The following is a 19,923-nucleotide window of genomic DNA, read 5'->3' on the forward strand; positions in this document are numbered from 1 at the left end:
AAGGTTATAAGTAAATCGCTCTATGCAACACAGCATATTTGCGATTTTTTAGGTATACACCATTATGACAAAATTTGAAGCCCTGGGGTTGGACAAACCCCTATTGGATGCCATTTCCGATCTTGGATTTGAGACCCCATCCGAAGTACAGGAAAAATCAATTCCCGTATTATTACAAGATGACACCGACTTAGTGGCCCTGGCCCAAACGGGAACTGGAAAAACGGCCGCTTTTGGCTTTCCAATGATTCAAAAGATACATGCGGAAAGCAGGACTACCCAAGGTCTTATCCTGTCCCCCACACGGGAATTGTGCCTCCAGATCACCAACGAGCTGAAACTCTACTCCAAATATGTAAAGGGGCTGAACACCGTGGCCATCTATGGGGGAGCAAGCATTACAGAACAGGCCCGACAAATAAAGCGTGGCGCACAGATTGTTGTAGCCACTCCCGGAAGGATGAAGGATATGATAGGCCGTGGCATGGTTGACATTTCCAAAATTGATTATTGTGTGCTTGACGAAGCCGATGAAATGCTCAATATGGGCTTTTATGAGGACATCAAGGATATACTTTCGAACACGCCCAAAGAAAAATTCACTTGGCTTTTTTCTGCAACAATGCCCAAAGAAGTGGCCTTGATTGCAAAGAAGTTCATGCACAACCCTGTAGAAATAACCGTTGGGACAAAAAATGCAGGTGCCACCACGGTGCAGCACGAATATTATGTGGTCGGGGGTCGAGATCGTTATTCGGCTTTAAAACGCTTGGCAGACGCCAATCCCGATATCTTTTCGGTGGTTTTCTGTAGGACCAAGAGGGACACTCAAAAAGTGGCTGAAAAACTGATCGAAGATGGTTACAATGCCGGGGCACTGCATGGCGACCTCAGCCAAAACCAACGGGATATGGTTATGAACGCCTTCAGAAAAAAACAAGTTCAGATGTTGGTGGCCACCGATGTGGCGGCTAGGGGCATTGATGTGGATGACATTACCCATGTAATCAACTACCAATTGCCCGACGAGATTGAAACCTATACACACCGCAGCGGTAGAACGGGAAGAGCCGGCAAGTCCGGTATTTCCATGGTCATTGTGACACGCTCGGAATTGCGCAAGATAAAGGCCATTGAAAAGAAGATACAACAGAACTTCATTTCCAAGAAGATTCCTTCTGGAATGGAGATCTGTGAGATCCAGCTGTACCATTTGGCCAGCAAGATCAAACAAACGGAGGTCAACCCTGAGATCGACAATTATCTTCCGGCCATAAATGATGTGCTGGATGGTATTGACAGGGATGAGCTTATCAAAAAAATAATCTCTGTAGAATTTTCCCAATTCTACAATTACTACAACAAGACCAAGGACCTGAACTCTGAGGAGGAGGGCTCCAAAAAGGGAATGGATCACGAACAGATGCCATCTGATGGATCTGTACGCTATTTCATCAACGTTGGTGAACGGGACGGTTATGACTGGATGTCGCTTAAGGATTTCCTTAGGGAAACCCTGGGACTTGAAAAAGAGGATGTATTCAACGTGGACACCAAGGACAGCTTCTCCTTTTTCAACACCGATGCACAACTGACCGGACTGATCTTGGAAACCTTTACCGATTTTAAGGTAGATGGCCGTTTCATCAATGTTGAAGTTTCCAAAAAACCTGTAAGCGGTGGCAAGGGGGGCCGAAAACGGGAAAGAAACCGTGGTCATCGTAAAGGTGGGGACAATAAATCCTTCAAAAAAGGAAAAAAAGGTGGTTTTGGAAAAAAAGGGGGCAAAAAACGCTCTGGTTTCTTTTAGTTAATTCTATATTAAAACAAGGCGGACTGCTGTTTATTTTTGTTTGTTTCGTATTTTTGAGACTACAAAGATTGCATGAGAAGAACCCTACTTATCCTATTTATCTTAGTCCCGATCCTTTGCTCCGCTCAGACCGAGAGTGAAACATCGATGCAAGGAGAATTGACCGCCACCGTTGTCAATGCCCAAACGGATTTTCCATTGGAGAGTGTTCACGTGATCAATCTCAATCAAGTTAAGGGGACCATTACGGACCAAAAGGGGCGGTTTACGATAGAGGCTGCAGTAAACGATACGCTGTACCTGTCTTTTTTGGGTTTTAAGTCGCAAAAGGTGTGGGTTACCAACGATATGTTCCGATTTGAGGACACCAAAATAGCATTGACAGAGCTGGCCTATGCCCTGGAAGAAGTCATTGTCCGTCCCTATCAACTTACTGGTTATCTGGAAATTGATGTCAAGAACTTGCCCATCAACAATGCCTATCAATATAGCATTTCTGGGTTGCCCACAAGTTATGAAGCTGGAAGCAAGAGTCCAAGTGCTGTCACCAAGGTCTTGGGTGCCATTCTGAACCCGGCGGACCTGTTGCGCAACCTGTTCGGAAAAAAACCCAGGCAGATGCGAAAATTGCGCCAAATGAAGGAAGATGAGGATATCAGAAACCTATTGGCGTCCAAATTTGACCGGGAAACCCTCACTGAACTCCTGCAACTGGAAAAAGTGGATATTGAGGACATTCTGAACAATTGCAACTATAGCAGGTCGTTCATCAACACGGCCAACGATTTGCAGATTCTAGACGCCATTTCAAGCTGTTATGAGGAATACAAAGTACTCAACAGGAAGTAAACCCTAACTTTACCATGGTTTTGCCCCGGAAATAAATTTTATATTTCCGCATTCATTTTATAGCTTTAGGCAAAATCCCGATAGATGAAAAAACTACTTGCGACCATGTCCATAATTTCATTGCTCCTAGGCTGTAAGCAAGCTGAAAAACAAGCTCAAAAAGAGGTTCAAGTAGTAGAAGACAAGCAAGATAAAAAGGATGTTCCCTTTGTTTGGGAAGGGGCCAATATCTATTTCTTGTTGACGGACCGTTTCAACAATGGCAATCCCGAGAAAAACATCAATTTTGATCGCACTGAGGAAACCGGGGTTCTCCGTGGTTTTGAAGGCGGGGACCTACAGGGAATCACCCAAAAAATTGAAGAAGGGTATTTTACCGATTTGGGCATCAATGCCATATGGTTCACCCCTGTTGTGGAACAGGTTCACGGGGCCACCGATGAAGGGACCGGCAAAACGTACGGATACCACGGATATTGGACAAAGGACTGGACCGCCATCGATCCTAATTTCGGAACCCGAAAGGATCTTGAGCAGTTGGTAAAAACAGCACACGCTAAAGGCATACGCATATTGCTGGACGTGGTGCTGAACCACACAGGACCGGTGACCGAAAAAGACCCGGTTTGGCCCGAAGACTGGGTAAGGACAGACCCCACATGTGAATTTACCACGTACGAGAATACAACGGCCTGTACTTTGGTGGACAATCTTCCCGATATTCTCACGGAGTCCGATGAAGCTGTGGAACTCCCCGATGCCTTGCTGGCCAAATGGAAAAAGGAGGGTCGTTTGAGCCAAGAATTGGACGAACTCCAACTATTTTTTGAGCGTACGGGTTATCCGCGGGCTCCAAGATTTTATATCATCAAATGGCTCACGGACTATATAAACGACTTTGGTGTTGACGGTTTTCGTGTAGATACGGTAAAGCACGTCAACGAAAATGCATGGGCCGAACTACAAAAAGAGGCCCAATATGCTTTCGATACCTGGAAGAAAAAGCACAAGGACCAAATTTTGGATGATAACCCCTTCTACATGGTCGGTGAAGTCTACAATTATGGTATTTCAGGTGGTCGAGAATTTGATTTTGGGGATAAGAAGGTAGATTTTTTTGATAACGGCTTCAAAAGTCTTATCAATTTTGAGCTAAAAACTGATGCCAATAAAGACTATGAGACCATTTTTAAGAAGTACAACCGACTTCTGAACACCAAGTTAAAGGACAAGAGCGTGCTGAATTACCTAACCTCACATGATGATGGTGCTCCTTTTGATAAAGAACGTAAAAAACCGTATCGGGCGGCCAACGTGCTTTTGTTGACTCCGGGAGCATCCCAGGTGTACTACGGTGATGAAACATCAAGAAATCTTATCATTGAAGGTGCCGAAGGTGATGCCACACTGCGTTCCTTCATGAATTGGGAGGAATTGGACAGTGTGCCCGAAATACAGAAAATACACAAGCATTGGCAGAAATTGGGACAGTTTAGAAGGAATCATCCGGCCGTAGGGGCAGGAAAACACAATAGGTTGGCAAAATCACCATACGTTTTCTCCAGGAGCTATGCCCAAGGTGACTTCAAGGATAAAGTGGTCATCGGATTGGATTTGCCCAAGGGCAAAAAATCACTTTGGGTAAAAGGATTCTTTGGGGACGGCACCAAATTGTACGACACATATTCCGAAACCGAGGTGACCGTTACAAAAGGCAAAGTGGTTCTCGACAATCAGTTTGATATTGCGCTATTGGAATTGGTGGATTAATTAAGAAATCGCCTTGTCCTTCAGCTTTGATGACCACTTGGACCCACCCCGACTTACTCTTTTTGCGGCCATAAAGTAAAGACTATACTTACAAAAAAGAATCGTTATTTTTGCAATTTAGAAATAGAAGCTTTACTTTTCGTACAGATTAATAGACCAAATCATTTTCAACCTCTTCGCATTGGTCTACATCCATTTCAACCCAAATACATTTTAAAAACTTAACACTACCATGAAAAAACCACTAGTAGGGTTGGTGCTATGTGCTATGGCATTCCAACTGATTTCCTGCGAAAAAGAAGAGGTAACCACACTCCCTGAAAACAAAGCACAACCCGAAAACATCCCCTCCAAGGAAGGGCCGTACACCTTATCGGCAGTGGATTCGGAGCAAATTCCGAAAATAACGGACTTTCTGAGCACACGGGCCGGGAAAAACCTATTCCTCGAAGGCGACGCCACCCGTAAAGAAGGCGAAGAAGCCATTGAAATCGACGAGGAGGTGCTCCAGACCGTGGATACCTTGGGCCAGACCAATTATTCCTTTAGGTTCACCAAACCCGAAGATCCCGAAAATATCTTTTACAATGTGGTCGCCGGGGTGGACAGTTTGGGCATGCAGCAAGAACCCCAGGTATTCCAATACATCTGTGAACCGGATTACTTTGCCGAGTTCGAGGAAAGCGGTTTTGACCCCACTTACTTCGTCGGTACGGTGAACCTGTTCACTTTTGATGCCGTTTTTGGGGAGGAAGCTGCTTCCAAGAGCACTTGTATGGAGCACGACCAATATGGCGACCCGATTCCCTGTGTGCGCACCCACTTGACCAACGGGGGCAGTAGCGGCGGTTCGGGCGGTAGCTATGGTGGCACACCGAGCAACGGCGGTTTTGCCGCCCCTACCCTAGCTTCCTATTCCTTGACGGCCACAGTGTACCATGTGGTGCCCGACGGCCGCACCTTTGTGTTCGGGTCGGGCAGTGTGTGCCAGCACCCGGGAGAGTGCCAGGTTATTTTCCAAGTGGGGAACAAGCAGGACCGAAAAGCTTTGGACCGCGATTGTGCCAAATGCCCCGGGGCTCGGGGCGGTATTGCCGCCAATACGGGCAGCCGTACCAAGCATTTGGTGAATCTTATGAAAAGTAGGCTGTCCCTGTCGTCTTCGCAACAGAGTTTCTTGTTGAAAAACAGCTCTTTGGTGGAACAATTGAATCGGTATTTGGCAAGAAAGAATTGGAACTCAAATGCAAAAAACTTCACCAAATGGATCTTGGATTTTGAAATGTTGCCTGAGGTTCCCTGCGGTATTGGCCATGACTGCATCAAATCCATAAAAGTGATGGCCGAAGGTTTGCGGAAATTCCATGGAGAGGAAGGCAAAATGATGGCGGATTATTTTGATAGCCTTATTACTGATTTTAATTCATTCACCAAGGCTGAGCTACAGGATTTTTATACCGTGGCCCAAAAAGTTACCGAAGACTATAACAATAGAGCATTTGATTCAATAACGGGTGCTTTTGTAGCTGGTGTAACTCCAATCTTAGAAATTGCACTGTTAGAATTGGGTACGACCGTGGCGGTAAAACTCCTGCAAAAAATCCCAATCTCATGGGTGTACAGAGGCAAGCTTTTGGATGATGTGGTTAAGCAGGTAGGGCTATTAGGTAAAAAAGGGTTCAATAATTCAACAAGAGAATTTGCTCTAAACTCTCCTGTAACCAAAGCTAAAGAGCTTTTCAATTCTTTGACAAAACATGCAATATCCAAAACAACTGAAGCGAACGGTGCTATTACGGCTAATATGGGTAATGGTAAATTTATTACTTTTAGACCTATATCAGCTTCACAATCTAAAACTCCAGCGACCATTACTTTAGATTTTAAAAATATTTGGTCTCAGCCACGGAATGTTAAATTTTTGTATCCCTAAATATGACAAAAGAAGAGCTGTTCAATAAAAAAAGTGTAAACATAGATTTGTTCCATCCTGAAGGTGTTGAGTTTATTTCTAGTATTTTACAAAATCTAGGTTATACCTATACAAATGAATTTACTGAGGAAGCCAGAGAACATGGCCTGAATACGATAGAAAAACTTTTAGAATTAGAATTGATTGAAGTTTACCATTGGGGAGACTATAACGAAAAGTTGAATGGAAAGCTAATACCTAATATTAGAATTATGCGGTATTTAGCCGAACTATGGCAGAAAGGAGCGAAAACACCTGATTTTTATGGAATGCCAATGTTCAAATACCAAAAGTGGTACTTGGATGCATTAAAAAAAGTGGGCTTTGAATATAGAGGAATAGACTGGAAATCCTTTGTTAAAGAAAAATTGGGCGATTTGGAACTATGGATTGAGCAAAATAGGCCCAAAGAATAAGGCATGTTTTAGCACGTTTTTTCTAAGCGTTGAAAATTCTGTTCTATTTTGACAAAGAGCAAGGCAAAGAATATGGTGGACGAGGCCATGGCTGGTGCGCTTTTATCGGTGATGCCTTATATAAAATACCCCAAACACAAAGCTGGGGAATACACACAAAAATATCCTAAGCTTACAGAATACTTAAAGAATCAACTGCCCAAAGTAGCCAATATCCCAAAAATCACCACCGCCATCCAAAAGTTTACCAAGTTGCCACCACGAAGCCTTCAATTTCCAAAGAGCTGAATGACTGTAATACTTTTGTTCTTCTCTTTTGAATTTTATTGGAATATGTTCCTTAATAGGAAGGTCATAGTAAAAATTCAATCCCTCGAATGCAGCGCAATCCTATTCCCCTCAGAATCCAGAAACAGTCCCATATACCCAATATCCGGACTAATCTGTGTCTTTGGTTTTAGAATTCTTCCACCAGCGGTTTCAATGCGATCCAGCTGATTTTGAACATCACTGCAGGAAAAATAGATGACCACGCCATCCACATTGCTAGGCCTGTACCAATCAGGTTGGTAAATAAGTGAGCCTGCGGCACCAGACTTACCCTCTGCCCATGGAAACCAACCCATTAAGGTGCCATTAAAGTCCTGGACTTGTATGTTTATTGCAAAAACGGTCTCGTAAAACGTCTTGGCCCTATCCATATCCTTCACAGGGATTTCGAACCAACCCACCATGTTTTCTTCCATAGCGTTTATTTTTCCAAGGTCTGTTTTAAGCTGGATAGTCCTTCTTCAAAATCCTTGCCCACCATCTTGTCCATATTCATGAACAACATCATAATGCTCATGGGAAATTTGTTCTTGCCTGAAAAACCCCAGGTGACCCTTGTGGTACTGGCGTCGATTTCTTCCGTGGTCAAATAGGCATCAGAGGTGGACTTCCAGGGCTTAAGAAAACGAAGCTCGGATTCAATGCGTTCCCCATCCACAATCTTGGTGAGTTCCTGTTCTCCCTCCCCAACATCCTTGTTGCCGTTCCAATAGCTGGTGGCACCCACTTGGCCATCTGTTCCAGTAAATTTTTTTTCCATGTTGGGATCTTTTTTGTTCCAAGGCGACCAGGCATCTTGATTCTTTAGAAACCTAAGATTATCAAAAACGTCGCTTTTGGGTCTGGAAATTTCAATGGATCTTGAAACATTGTAGGTCTTCGGGGCTATCATTCCCAAGATTAGGACGAGCAATACAATGCCAGCCAAGATATAAAGTAGTGTAATCATTTGTTTTTAAATTGGTTATGTTTAAATGTACAAAAAACTTCAATTATTTAAGTACCTGCGCAGTATTCCTTCCACATTTTTTATCGATTTTTTGGTCCAATGCAATCTTTTCTCAAGCAGTTCACTATCAGACAATTGCCAGTGCACATCCGAATTCCTGACTTTTTGGGCCAATGCTTGTATGATGATGGCCGCGGAAACCGAAACGTTTAGGCTTTCAGAAAAGCCGACCATGGGAATTTTGAGAAAACCATCCGCATTTTGCATAACTTCCGCACTCAACCCTTCCTTTTCCGTGCCGAAGAACACGGCTGTTTTGGCGATGGGATAAAAATCGGGCAAGGGTATGGCATCACCCTGGGGAACAGTGGCGACAATTTGATATCCTTTCTCCCGTAACCTGGTCATACAATCGGAAACCGAGCGATAACGGTGCACATCCACCCATTGTTCGGCACCAACGGCAATGTTTTTATCCAGCCGCTTCCCAAAACGGTCCTCTACCACATGCACTTCCTGAATGCCGAAGGCATCGCAACTTCGGACAATGGCACTGGTGTTGTGCATCTGGAACACGTCCTCAATGGCAACGGTAAGGAATTTGGTACGGTATTGCAGCACCTCCAAAAAACGCTGTTTGCGCTCTTCGGTAAGATATCCTTCCAAATAGGCCAGTAAATCGTGGTTAAACATTGAAACAAGATACCAAAAACTTAAATTCTCTATTTTGGCATTACTTAAGAAAAAAGATAGTCGTACTTAGCAGAGCGGGCATGAATGCTGAAAGTACCTAGCTATTTTTCAGTCATTGGTAAAACCTCAATACAATCCACCATCCTTTTCCTATATTTATTAGTACAAACCAAAGACCATGAAAAAAAACTGCATTCTCCTCGTTTGCCTATCGCTTTTGCTTACTGTTTCCGCACAGAAAAAGGAAAAGGATTCGTTTTTGGTACCCGAACCAAAGTCCTTTGTAACCAATCACCAGATTACCAATGGTGGTAAATTAATAAAGTACCAAACGCTTGCCTCGGAGACCTATCTCAAGAACAAATCGGGTGAGCCTACGGCTTCAATCTGGTCGGTGGCCTATCTGCAAACAGGAATTACAGACACCACAAAACGTCCGGTGGCTTTTGTATTCAATGGTGGTCCTGGGTCGGCTTCCGTATGGTTGCATATGGGCATGTTCGGTCCAAAACTGGTAAAGGTAGACTCTGATGCTACGGTAGATGACGGTGCCGCCCCCTACACCCTGGTCACCAACACCAACGGAATCCTTGACCTAACAGATCTGGTTTTTATCGACCCTGTGGGAACGGGTTACAGTAAAGTAATTGGAAAGGGCAAGGTGGAGGATTTTTGGGGGCTTACCGAAGATGCCAATTCCGTAGCTCAGTTTATTCGACAATGGATAACCGATAACAACCGGTGGCTTTCCCCGAAATACATTATTGGTGAAAGTTTTGGCACCACAAGGGCTGTTGGGGTGGCCCATGCCCTGGAAGGTGATGGCCAAGATATGGCCCTTAACGGCTTGATCCTAATTTCACAGGCGCTGGATTATGCAGGATCTACCTCGGAACACAACAATATAACCTCCTATCTTACCTATTTGCCCAGTATGGCCGCGACGGCTTGGTACCACAAAAAAGCGGGACAAGGCAAAACCTTGGAAGCCTTTGTGGAGGAAAGCAGAAATTTCACCTATAATACTTATGCCCCGGCACTCTACAAGGGTTCACTATTGACCGAGATTGAAAAAAACAAGATTGCCGAGCAACTTGGTTATTTCATGGGTGTGGACAAAGAGTATATCCTAAAATCAAACCTAAGGGTTTTGATTCCCCGTTTCCAAAAGCAGCTCCTAGCCGATAAAGGCCTGGCTGTGGGACGCTTGGATGGACGCTTTATGGGCAATGAAGTTGACAAACTATCGGATGGCCCGCATCTGGGAGATCCATCCAGTTATCAGATAAGTTCGGCCTATACCGCCGCACTTAACCATTATCTTGCCTCGATGTTGAATGTGAAAATGGACTGGCCCTACTTGACCGGTAACGATGATATTTATGAGAAATGGAATTGGAAACCTGTTCCCGAAGGGAAAGGATGGGAACCCTCCTATGTGAATGTGTCCCAAAAATTGGGCGAGACCATGCGAAGAAACACAGCCATGAAGGTAATGGTGGCCAACGGCTATTACGATTTAATCTGTCCTTTTTTTGATGCAGAGTATACCTTTTCCCGAAACGGTATCGAACGGGAAAAAATACAGATGTTCTATTACGAAGCTGGTCACATGATGTACACCCACGAACCCGATCTAATCAAACTGGCCAATGATGTTCGGGCGTTTTTGTCGAACTAATAAAGATTGTAAAACCTTTTAAAAATGTCTAAAAAGAAAATCGTAGTCCTTACCGGTGCCGGCATGAGTGCCGAAAGCGGCCTAAAAACCTTTCGGGATGCCAATGGACTTTGGGAAGGGCACGATGTGATGCAAGTGGCCTCGCCCCAGGGCTTTGCGCAAAACCCGGAATTGGTGCTCGAATTTTACAACCAACGCAGAAGGCAACTATTGGAAGTTTCACCGAATGCTGGCCACTTGGCCCTTGTAGATCTAGAGTCGCACTTCGACGTTAGTATAGTGACCCAAAATGTGGATAACCTGCACGAGCAGGCTGGAAGCTCCCATGTGGTCCATTTGCATGGCGAATTGTTCAAAGTGCGCAGCACGATGGATGAAAATTACGTTCTGGAATGGAAGGAAGATCTGGTTTTGGGACATGTGGATAAAAATGGCCATCAGCTACGACCGCATATTGTCTGGTTCGGTGAAATGGTACCGATGATGGATGTTGCGGCCGAAATAACCCAACAAGCCGATGTATTGATGATCATTGGTACTTCCATGCAAGTGTACCCGGCCGCTGGATTGATCCATTATGCGCCAACAGAGGCTCCCATTTATTTTGTGGATCCAAGGCCCAATATCCGCTCTTCGGATTTTCGTAATCTCACGGTAATTCCCAAAACGGCGGTGGAAGGTGTCCCTACTCTTGTTGATCGGCTATTTGGTACAGCGCTCTAGTTTTTGTTGCCCAATCCATGAGCGCTTTACGCTGATCCTCGCTCAATCGGGCATCTTGGTGTGTCCAGGTATATTCCTTTAGTGGCATTTCCCCTTCCTCTATTTCCTCAACGAGCTCTTCCAGTTTATGGTCTTTCTTTTTTGCCGAATAGTTTGCCCAATCGGAAAAATCCAGATGTTCCTTGCCTTCTTCGATATGGCCATCGATCCAATAGGAAATGGGTGCTATATTATTGTACCACGGATAAACAGTGTTGTCGCTATGGCAATCATAGCAGGTGGTTTCCAAAACCTTTTGTACTTCCGGACCCGGTTGGGTTTCCGTCTCAAAGGCTGATACATAATCCCCTGTGGCCATATTTTTATCAGGCCGATAAAACTGCATGCCAATAAGGATCACCAACAAAACGATTGCTATTTTTTTCGCTATTTTCATTGTCCGGTATTTTTGTAAAAATAGATTTTTTTGACTGAAGCGCAACTACATACCCTATTAAATTCTGGAAGGCTTTCCAAGGCCCAAGTGTCCGGTTTGGTTATGGATTTGGAGCAACATCCGTCACTGGCAAACGCGCTGCTTCAGCAAGTGCTGCTTGAGGATAGGGAAGGCACTTTCAACGCCAGTTGGACCTTTGACAACCTTATGCGCAAAAAATTGGTCTATCTGATTCCAATAATGGATGATTTTACGGAAGGCCTGTCAAAACTGCGCTCGGACTCATGCATTAGGTCCATGGCCCATGTGTGCGAGATGGTCACTATGGCCTATTTCAAAAAAAAGGATTCCTTTTTCCGTAATAACATCACCGATTCGCATTTGGAGAAAATCATGACCGCTTGTTTCGATTGGCTCATCGGCCCACTGAACATTGCCCCCAAAGTGTTCGCCATGACCAGTCTCTTTTATTTGGGGATGAAATTTGATTGGGTGCACCCCGAACTGAAGCTCGTTTTGGAAAATACCACCGCTACCGGAACGGCAGGATACAAAAACCGGGCAAAAAAAACCTTGGACATGCTTAGGGGATTAGGCCACTAAACTCTTGGAGTTTGAGTATCTTTGGAGCTTTCAAAATATGTGATGTAATGTCCTTGACCCAACTCAATGCCATCTCCCCCATAGATGGAAGGTATAGAAACAAAACAGAAGCCCTAAAGAACTATTTTTCCGAGGAGGCGTTGATCAAGTATCGCGTTCAGGTCGAGATTGAATATTTTATTGCCCTTTGCGAAATACCCCTGCCCCAATTGGCCGAATTTGATACCTCCAAATTTGCGGAGCTCCAGAAAATCTATCTTGATTTTTCTTCGGAAGATGCATGGGCCATCAAGGAGATTGAAAAAACAACCAACCATGACGTCAAGGCCGTTGAATATTTCATCAAGCGGCAATTTGATGCCCTTGGACTGGAAAACCATAAGGAGTTCATCCATTTTGGACTAACATCCCAGGACATCAACAACACGGCCATCCCGCTTTCCATTCGGGAAGCGATGAACGATGTTTATGTACCTTCCTATTTTGAGGTCTTTGATAAATTGAAGACACTCGCCAAGGAGTGGGAAAATATACCAATGTTGGCAAGGACCCACGGCCAACCCGCTTCCCCGACCCGTTTGGGCAAGGAAATAGAGGTGTTTGTGGAACGCTTGAAAGAGCAGTTCAATTTATTGAACGATATTCCCAGCGCATCCAAATTTGGCGGTGCCACGGGGAATTACAATGCCCACAAAGTGGCCTACCCAGCTATTGACTGGAGGTCTTTTGGAAGGCAGTTCGTGCAGGAAAAACTGGGGCTTTACCATTCGTTCCCGACCACACAGATTGAGCATTACGACCACATGGCAGCCCTTTTTGACTGCCTAAAGCGCATCAATACCATCCTAATTGACCTGGACAGGGACATCTGGACCTATATTTCCATGGATTATTTCAAACAGAAGATCAAGAAAGGGGAAGTTGGCTCTTCGGCCATGCCCCATAAGGTAAATCCTATCGATTTTGAGAATTCCGAAGGAAATCTAGGGCTGGCCAATGCCCTATTTGAGCATCTGTCGGCAAAACTTCCCATTTCAAGACTGCAACGAGACCTTACCGACAGTACAGTGTTGAGGAATGTAGGCGTACCCTTTGCCCACACTTTGGTTGGATTTCAATCAACCCTAAAGGGATTGAACAAACTCGTGCTGAACCAGGACAAATTTGAGCAGGATCTGGAGGACAACTGGGCCGTAGTGGCAGAGGCCATCCAGACCATTTTAAGGCGTGAAGGCTATCCCAACCCATATGAAGCTTTAAAGGGTTTGACCCGAACCAATGAAAAAATCACCCAAGGGTCCATTGCTAACTTTATTGAAACTTTGGAGGTTTCCAATGCCATTAAAGAGGAGTTAAAAAAAATCACCCCGGCGAATTATACAGGGGTGTAAGCTTGTAGCCTCTGTCATTTCGAAATGAAATACGAAGCATTGATTGAGAAATCCGCTGTTGGGAATTGGCAGTCGTTTACTCCTTCGAAATGACATCTCATGCAATAGTTCCAGCGTTCGCTTAAGCCAATCGGGCAGGCAGCGGAGAACATCAAACAAAAAAAAGGCAGCTTTCGCTGCCCTTAACATCGTTCATTGATTGATAATCATCCTTTCAAGAAGGCGCCTATTTCCCCAAGGCCTTCCCCCCGATAGTCGGACTTTTGAATGGCTTGCATTAGCTGCACAATATGCGCTGGGTTCATGTCCTTGCCCAAAACGCGGATCAAGGCAAACCCTTTTTCCTTGCTATCCCCAAAAATGATGACCTCATCGATGGCATCCTCATCACCGAGGTATTTAATGACCCCTTTTCCATACTGGGAATTAATTTTCATTAGTTCAACAAATTCGTCATTCTTCAAGATTTCCTTCACTTTCTTTTTTTCCAGCTGATATTCGGCGTCATTGTCCGAATTTTTCTTAAAGGCCAAAAGATTGAACTTCCTTAGCGATTCCACCGCTTCCTTCTGTACGGGTGTCAAATCCACCACATCCATTTTTAGGATACTTGCCGGAACATCTATGGAAATGAAATTTGGGTTCTCCGAATTGTCCACATAATACTCCTGCAAACTCTGTTGTGACGAGCAAGCGGTCAACAGGAGGACCCCCAATGCCATGATGGTTTTTAAAATATGTTTCATCTGTCTTTTTTTGATTGATTTCCTTTCTGGTTATCCGATAACCAGTTTCAGTTGACAGATTATGAAGATTCTGCCAACCGAAACTGTTTTATGATCATTGTTTTTTGCCCGCTTTGTTCAATTCCTCGGGAAGGTTCATCTTCTTGGTAAGTGAGTTGATCTTGTTCAAGTCGATATCACCTGTCAAGGAAAGTAACACCGTCTCAAATTTTCTGCCATCGGCTTCCATTTCCTTCAACCCGGTAACGAACATCAACAGTTCGCTCACATGGTCCTCATCCTTGCCTTGTTTAATATAGAACTTCACATTGGCATCCTTGTCCTTCACACGCATGAGTTCTTCCATCTTTGCGGACTTTAGGTAACTGTCCACCGAAGATTTCATGTCCGACCCAATTTTCTCGCTATCCGTGGTAAATACCTTCAAGCTTTTAAGGCTGCTGGCAATATCCATGAAGTCCTGTGCTTCTGGGTCATCTACCTCCACGTCAATCTTTGCCAACAGATTGAACATGCTTTTGTTGACGACCACGGAGGTGACTTCGTCATAGTCTTCGTACTTGTCAAACAACGATTGTGAAAACGCTGACAGGGGCAGTACGGCTATTAATAAGATTAAAATATGTTTTTTCATTTTTTTTGATTTTAATTGTTGTTGTAAATTTTCTTTTTTGCGACTTCAAACTCTTGCAAATAGGCCACCTTTTCCGTGCCCCTTCCAAAATTCTCCGCCAAGAGCTCAAAAGCCTTTTTTGTCTCCTGATAGGCATACTCTGCCTTTTTCCTTTCTTGGTACTCATTACCAAAATAGATGCCAAAGGTTAAAACTGCCACCGCTGCAACGGAAATCCACTTGTAATAGTTTCTTCTAGGTTTTAATGGAACCTGCTTGGTGTACCGCTCTTCCCTGGCACTGGAAAAATAGTTGAACATGGGTCTGTACTGCTCAAGATGCGCCGCAACGCCCTCTTGCGAAAAATACGCCTTCAGTTCTTTTTCCTCGGCCACCGTTGTGCTGGCCTCAAAATACTTCTCCAGTAATTTTTCTATGTTATCCAATTCCATAGCTATGTTTTTTAATAAGTTCTTCCCTAACTGCTTTTCTTGCCCTGGACAAGGTTACACGCACCGCAGTGGCCTTCATGTCCAATAGTTCGCATATTTCTTCAAATTCGTACTGTTCCACGTCCCGTAATTGCAGGACCATTTTTTGTTGCTCTGGCAGATCTTCCATGATCCGTTCCATCCAGCTTAAACTATCTTCGGCCTCAAGTTGTCTTTGCAAGGACACACTTTCATCGGTATAATTGCTGTGTACCAATTTTAGGTTGCCCGCTTGTTTGGATTTCAATCGGTCCAAACAAAAGTTCTTGGTCATCGTCATCGCAAAGGCCTCCACATTTTTGTACTCGCCCATCGACTCATTTTTGGACCATAGTTTCAGCAAAATCTCCTGCGTGGCATCTTCCGCTTCCTCCTTGGATACCAACAAGCGCTTAGCGAGTCGGTACAGCTTATCCTTGAAAGGCATTACCACATTTAAGAATTCAGCTTGTTTCATTGGTTGTCTCAGTTGTTTTTGGTCCCTAATTTTTGACCTACACTATCTCGACGACAGATATCGATTTTTGTTACAAAAAATTTGTATTCTCCTTGAATGTAGCTATTTTGTACAGCAAAATTGTAAGAATTTAGAAAATTTACCGCCTTACTTACCAACCTCATTTTCTAAATGGAATGAAAATTGAGGAGTCCAGTTAAAACATAGCTATGAAAAAAATTATCCTTCTGTTCCTGGGGCTGTCATTGTTGATGTCGGCATGCAATAATGATGATGATACACCTGTCTCCACGGACATTGTTGTACAGAACTTTATGTGGCGGGCAATGAACCTATGGTATTTCTGGCAAGGCGAAGTTCCAAACTTGGCCGATACCCGTTTTACATCGGATGAACAATTGATCGATTTTCTGGAGGAAACTCCCAATCCAGAAGATTTTTATTTTGACGTGCTGCTCTTCAATGATGACCGTTTCAGTTTTCTTAATGAGGATTACAAAGAATTGGTGAACAATCTATCCGGGGTTTCCAAAAGCAATGGATTGGAGTTTGGACTACGTCGTTTTTCAGGTAGCGATGATCTCTTTGGTTACGTGCAGTACATCGTCCCCAATTCAGATGCCTCAACGAAGGACATTGCCCGAGGGGAACTCTTTACCCGGGTGGATGGACAACAACTGAACATTGACAACTATGTGGGCCTTTTGTTCGGCGATAACGACACCTACACCCTGGGCATGGCCGACATTGATGGAACTACCATCACAGATTCCACTAAGGAAGTGACACTCACGAAAATTGAAAACCAAGTGGAGGACCCTATTTTAGTGGCCACCACTTTGGATATAAATGGGACAAAAATTGCCTATTTGATGTACAATCGGTTTTTGAGCAACTTCAACGAACAGCTCAATGACGCTTTTGGGCAGTTTATTACAGATGGTGCTACGGAATTGGTGTTGGATATGCGTTACAACCCCGGAGGCTCCGTAAATACATCACGCCTATTGGCAAGCATGATCCACGGCACCAATACCAACAATTTGTACATCCGGCAACGTTGGAATGACAAAATTCAAGAACAATTGAGCGCAGAACAGTTGGAGGACTATTTTGCCAACAGTACGGGTTCAAGCCCCATAAACTCCATGAATCTTAGCAAAGTATATGTTTTGGCCACAGGAAGCTCGGCATCAGCTAGTGAATTGGTCATGAACGGTCTGGCACCCTATGTGGATGTGATCCACATTGGCGAGACCACCCGTGGTAAAAATGAGTTTTCCATTACTTTGGTTGATGATCCTGAAGGCTCATACGTATATAATAGTTCGAGAGAGAATCAAATAAATTCTGAAAACAACTGGGGACTGCAACCCCTAGTGGGCCGGAATGAAAATGCAGATGGCTTTTTTGATTACACCGATGGGCTTGCCCCAGATATCGTATTGGAAGAAGATCTGGCCAATCTTGGTGTGCTTGGTGACCCCAATGAACCCCTTCTGGCCAGGGCCATCCAAGAAATCACTGGATTGTCAAGTAAAAAGGATTTTATAGTCCAAATGCCGGCCAGACCACTTACAACATCGAGGGTGCACACGGCCGTAAAAGACAATATGTATCTGGATAAACCCTTAAATATCAGTTTCAAATAAAAGAAAAGCGGCCCAGGCCGCTTTTCTTTAGAAATCGAGACTCATCCCAAGCCTAAAATTTCTCCCCCGGGTGGTAAAACCGAGTATTTCCGTATAGTCCTCATTCAATAGATTCTCGGCATTGATGAATATCCGCAACCTATTGGAAATCAACTGATGTCCCAAATACAGATTCACCAAGGAAAAGGAATCTAAAGTAACATCGGTAAAACTGCTAAAGTCGGTATCCAACCGTTGGCCGGTATAGGTGTAAGTCAAAACCAAATCTGTATTATCGCAGATTTGATGGGTAGCGGATAAATTGGCTTTGTACTTTGGAATACGGATAGCATTGTCCCCCTTTCTTTCGGTAAATGTATAATTGGCGTCTATGCTCCATTTATTTGACGGTCTCCATGAAGCTTCCAATTCCAGACCATTCGCGTTGATTTCATCCGAAACATTAATGCTCATGAAGTTTTGGTCAAATCCGATAGTGTTCTTTTCATTTCGGTCAAAATAAACGGCACTAACTCTAAATTCTCCACTGGCCATAAACTCGATACCGCCTTCCAAAGTCCTGTTTTCCTCTGGCTCCAAATCCGGGTTGGCACCAAAATCGCCGAACAGTTGGGTGAGATTCGGTGTAATGTAGGATGTAGCATAGGAACCCAGCAGTTTCAAATAGCCTTTGTTTGTCGAAAAAGTGAAGGAAGGATTCAAGTTGTACACAACGTGGTTTCCATATTCAGAATGATGGTTCAACCGGCCACCGACATTCAGGTTCAACCCAAAATCCGATACATAAACCATATTCGCGTACGGGTCTACAATCGTAAACTCGGCCTCTTCGGAAAACACGGCTTCATCGTTAATATAGTTTACCCCAAGTATTGTGTGCCATTTTTTGTCAAGAACGTACTTATTGTATAAATCCAGTACCCAATTATTGCCCTCAAAATTCCTTTCACCAAATGTGTCCATGGTATCGGTCCCATACTCGGTAAAAGCCGTATTCAAATGAATAGAACCTTTGCCATAGGTAAAGGATGATGCCAATCCCGCCCTTTTTTGATCACTTTTGGAAAGATTGGCCGCTTCAGCAAAAGAAGCATCATATTCGTTGCGGAACTTGGTCTGGTTTCCATAAATGGAAACCTCAAAATCTTTGGAAAACTGATATCCCAGCCTCACGTTGGTACTGTATTGTGAAAAAATGTCTTCTTCGTTCTCCGGGGTCACAGCTGCCGAAAGCCCACTTTTATACCGATTGGAGAAGTCAACAGCATAACTGAAGCGTTCCAACGTCCCGCTTGCGGAAACGGCATTGGTGAAAGTCCCCATATTATACGTTTGCTCACCAGCTGTCTGGTTGGTGCCCACACTTGATTGAAAGTTGGCGGAAATACTTTTTTTGGAGCTTTTCTTGGTAGTGATGTTGATTACGGCCGTGGCGGCGTTGGTACCGTAGAGCGTGCTGGCAGCTCCTTTGATTATTTCAATGGATTCCAGAGTGACTGGGGAAATCAACCGTAGATCGTATTCCTGCGAAAAAGTGGATGGGTCCGAAACCCGCACCCCATCAATAATGACCAAGGCCTGCCTTCCGCGTCCACCCCTGGCAAAAACCCCCAAGACATCACCATCCCTGCCGCGGCTACCGGCGATCTCGATGCCACTTTTGGTATTGATGATCTCCGCCAGGGTCCTTCCTTGGTTTTGTTCCAGCTCTTCCTTAGTGATCTTGATGACTGTTTTGCCGGAATTTTCACGTTTCAGTTCAAATTTGGAATCGCTTACCACGACCTCCTGTAATTGATGAGGTGCCACAGAATCAATTTGTTGTTCCTGTGCAGAGAGCGACCTACCCATCAAGATGATGGATAACACGAGTAAATAATTTCTGTTCATTTCGTTTACGAGAATAAACGGGAGTATAGTATGATTGTCATACGTAAACTTTTATCCCGAAAGTTTAACTTTGTTTGTTTGAATTTGGCAGGTCTCCTGACTTGTTTTATGTTGTTTTGACCTTCCCATTCAACAATTAGAACAGTGGTCATTGTAGAAAACAACATCTCCTTTTATGAAGTGCCAAAAACCCGTCTGACGATAGGCATATTTGACATAAACTTACAGTTGCGGGAACAGTTCCGGATTTGCACCGGATTCCCTTTTAATCCCATGAAAAAAATCCATGTGAACCAAAATTCAGGGCGAAAGTAATCATTCTGTTTAATCTTTTTCGACAAAAGTTAAAAATCTTACATTTGGGGCTATGGCCAAAATTCCGCTTACACGACCCTTATGCTGCGCAATCTTTCTCATTTGTCTGGTATGTTGCGTTGAAAAAAAGAAA

At 44.0% G+C, this 19,923-nt stretch carries 20 protein-coding genes and 1 riboswitch; of the genes, 11 read left to right on the plus strand and 9 right to left on the minus strand.

Annotated features, from left to right (window positions below; translation table 11 throughout):
• The first annotated feature begins 64 nt into the window (after window positions 1–64).
• The 6 genes from K7G75_RS11790 (at window position 65) to K7G75_RS11815 (ending at window position 7,108) form a co-directional block, all read left to right on the plus strand.
• Window positions 65–1,810 carry a DEAD/DEAH box helicase gene (locus tag K7G75_RS11790; RefSeq protein ID WP_222984444.1) on the plus strand — a complete coding sequence of 582 codons (1,746 nt, stop codon included), beginning with the start codon at window positions 65–67 and terminating at the stop codon, window positions 1,808–1,810.
• Window positions 1,811–1,885: 75 nt separating this feature from the next.
• Window positions 1,886–2,662: a carboxypeptidase-like regulatory domain-containing protein gene (locus K7G75_RS11795; protein WP_222984445.1), complete on the plus strand. Its 777-nt coding sequence runs from the start codon at window positions 1,886–1,888 to the stop codon at window positions 2,660–2,662.
• Window positions 2,663–2,746: 84 nt separating this feature from the next.
• Window positions 2,747–4,432 carry an alpha-amylase family glycosyl hydrolase gene (locus K7G75_RS11800; protein WP_222984446.1) on the plus strand — a complete coding sequence of 562 codons (1,686 nt, stop codon included), beginning with the start codon at window positions 2,747–2,749 and terminating at the stop codon, window positions 4,430–4,432.
• Between the two features lie 232 nt (window positions 4,433–4,664).
• Window positions 4,665–6,365: a hypothetical protein gene (locus tag K7G75_RS11805; RefSeq protein ID WP_222984447.1), complete on the plus strand. Its 1,701-nt coding sequence runs from the start codon at window positions 4,665–4,667 to the stop codon at window positions 6,363–6,365.
• A gap of 2 nt (window positions 6,366–6,367) precedes the next feature.
• Window positions 6,368–6,820 (plus strand): hypothetical protein, encoded by a 453-nt coding sequence (locus tag K7G75_RS11810; protein ID WP_222984448.1) that lies wholly within the window; start codon window positions 6,368–6,370, stop codon window positions 6,818–6,820.
• 48 nt (window positions 6,821–6,868) lie between these two features.
• Window positions 6,869–7,108 carry a hypothetical protein gene (locus tag K7G75_RS11815; protein ID WP_222984449.1) on the plus strand — a complete coding sequence of 80 codons (240 nt, stop codon included), beginning with the start codon at window positions 6,869–6,871 and terminating at the stop codon, window positions 7,106–7,108.
• A gap of 77 nt (window positions 7,109–7,185) precedes the next feature.
• On the opposite strand, the gene K7G75_RS11820 is transcribed toward K7G75_RS11815, so the two are convergent.
• The 3 genes from K7G75_RS11820 to K7G75_RS11830 are packed head-to-tail and all read right to left on the minus strand — an operon-like array spanning window position 7,186 to window position 8,792.
• The gene (locus tag K7G75_RS11820) at window positions 7,186–7,566 is read right to left on the minus strand and encodes a VOC family protein (RefSeq protein ID WP_222984450.1); all 381 of its coding nucleotides are present in this window, start codon (window positions 7,564–7,566) and stop codon (window positions 7,186–7,188) included.
• Between the two features lie 5 nt (window positions 7,567–7,571).
• Complete coding sequence (locus tag K7G75_RS11825; RefSeq protein ID WP_222984451.1) at window positions 7,572–8,099, minus strand: SRPBCC family protein; 528 nt, start codon at window positions 8,097–8,099, stop codon at window positions 7,572–7,574.
• Window positions 8,100–8,138: 39 nt separating this feature from the next.
• On the minus strand, window positions 8,139–8,792 hold the full coding sequence (locus tag K7G75_RS11830; protein WP_222984452.1) for a TrmH family RNA methyltransferase: 654 nt from the start codon (window positions 8,790–8,792) through the stop codon (window positions 8,139–8,141).
• Window positions 8,793–8,970: 178 nt separating this feature from the next.
• On the opposite strand from K7G75_RS11830, the gene K7G75_RS11835 reads away from it, so the two are divergent.
• Both K7G75_RS11835 and K7G75_RS11840 read left to right on the plus strand, forming a co-directional pair.
• Window positions 8,971–10,473: a S10 family peptidase gene (locus K7G75_RS11835; RefSeq protein ID WP_222984453.1), complete on the plus strand. Its 1,503-nt coding sequence runs from the start codon at window positions 8,971–8,973 to the stop codon at window positions 10,471–10,473.
• A gap of 24 nt (window positions 10,474–10,497) precedes the next feature.
• The gene (locus K7G75_RS11840; protein WP_222984454.1) at window positions 10,498–11,196 is read left to right on the plus strand and encodes an SIR2 family NAD-dependent protein deacylase; all 699 of its coding nucleotides are present in this window, start codon (window positions 10,498–10,500) and stop codon (window positions 11,194–11,196) included.
• Here the strand turns inward: K7G75_RS11840 and K7G75_RS11845 are convergent.
• On the minus strand, window positions 11,159–11,632 hold the full coding sequence (locus tag K7G75_RS11845) for a heme-binding domain-containing protein (RefSeq protein ID WP_222984455.1): 474 nt from the start codon (window positions 11,630–11,632) through the stop codon (window positions 11,159–11,161). The two genes, K7G75_RS11840 and K7G75_RS11845, sit on opposite strands and share 38 nt — an antisense overlap.
• 30 nt (window positions 11,633–11,662) lie before the next feature.
• On the opposite strand from K7G75_RS11845, the gene K7G75_RS11850 reads away from it, so the two are divergent.
• Window positions 11,663–12,235 (plus strand): hypothetical protein, encoded by a 573-nt coding sequence (locus K7G75_RS11850; protein ID WP_222984456.1) that lies wholly within the window; start codon window positions 11,663–11,665, stop codon window positions 12,233–12,235.
• Between the two features lie 47 nt (window positions 12,236–12,282).
• On the plus strand, window positions 12,283–13,626 hold the full coding sequence (purB, locus tag K7G75_RS11855) for an adenylosuccinate lyase (protein ID WP_222984457.1): 1,344 nt from the start codon (window positions 12,283–12,285) through the stop codon (window positions 13,624–13,626).
• A gap of 206 nt (window positions 13,627–13,832) precedes the next feature.
• Here the strand turns inward: purB and K7G75_RS11860 are convergent, their stop codons facing one another.
• The 4 genes from K7G75_RS11860 to K7G75_RS11875 form a co-directional block, all read right to left on the minus strand.
• The gene (locus K7G75_RS11860; RefSeq protein ID WP_222984458.1) at window positions 13,833–14,372 is read right to left on the minus strand and encodes a DUF4252 domain-containing protein; all 540 of its coding nucleotides are present in this window, start codon (window positions 14,370–14,372) and stop codon (window positions 13,833–13,835) included.
• 94 nt (window positions 14,373–14,466) lie between these two features.
• Window positions 14,467–15,006, minus strand: coding sequence for a DUF4252 domain-containing protein (locus K7G75_RS11865; protein ID WP_222984459.1), 540 nt, complete (start codon window positions 15,004–15,006; stop codon window positions 14,467–14,469).
• A gap of 11 nt (window positions 15,007–15,017) precedes the next feature.
• The gene (locus K7G75_RS11870) at window positions 15,018–15,437 is read right to left on the minus strand and encodes a hypothetical protein (RefSeq protein ID WP_222984460.1); all 420 of its coding nucleotides are present in this window, start codon (window positions 15,435–15,437) and stop codon (window positions 15,018–15,020) included.
• Window positions 15,424–15,933 carry an RNA polymerase sigma factor gene (locus K7G75_RS11875; protein WP_222984461.1) on the minus strand — a complete coding sequence of 170 codons (510 nt, stop codon included), beginning with the start codon at window positions 15,931–15,933 and terminating at the stop codon, window positions 15,424–15,426. Before K7G75_RS11875 ends, K7G75_RS11870 begins: the two co-directional genes overlap by 14 nt.
• Before the next feature lie 209 nt (window positions 15,934–16,142).
• Between K7G75_RS11875 and K7G75_RS11880 the strand changes: the two genes are divergently transcribed.
• Window positions 16,143–17,585: a S41 family peptidase gene (locus K7G75_RS11880; protein ID WP_222984462.1), complete on the plus strand. Its 1,443-nt coding sequence runs from the start codon at window positions 16,143–16,145 to the stop codon at window positions 17,583–17,585.
• 27 nt (window positions 17,586–17,612) lie between these two features.
• On the opposite strand, the gene K7G75_RS11885 is transcribed toward K7G75_RS11880, so the two are convergent.
• On the minus strand, window positions 17,613–19,475 hold the full coding sequence (locus K7G75_RS11885) for a TonB-dependent receptor plug domain-containing protein (RefSeq protein WP_222984463.1): 1,863 nt from the start codon (window positions 19,473–19,475) through the stop codon (window positions 17,613–17,615).
• A gap of 69 nt (window positions 19,476–19,544) precedes the next feature.
• A riboswitch (cobalamin riboswitch) is annotated at window positions 19,545–19,788 on the minus strand.
• Window positions 19,789–19,923: the final 135 nt, after the last annotated feature.

This window comes from Flagellimonas meishanensis (assembly GCF_019880545.1).
Lineage (GTDB): Bacteria > Bacteroidota > Bacteroidia > Flavobacteriales > Flavobacteriaceae > Flagellimonas > Flagellimonas meishanensis.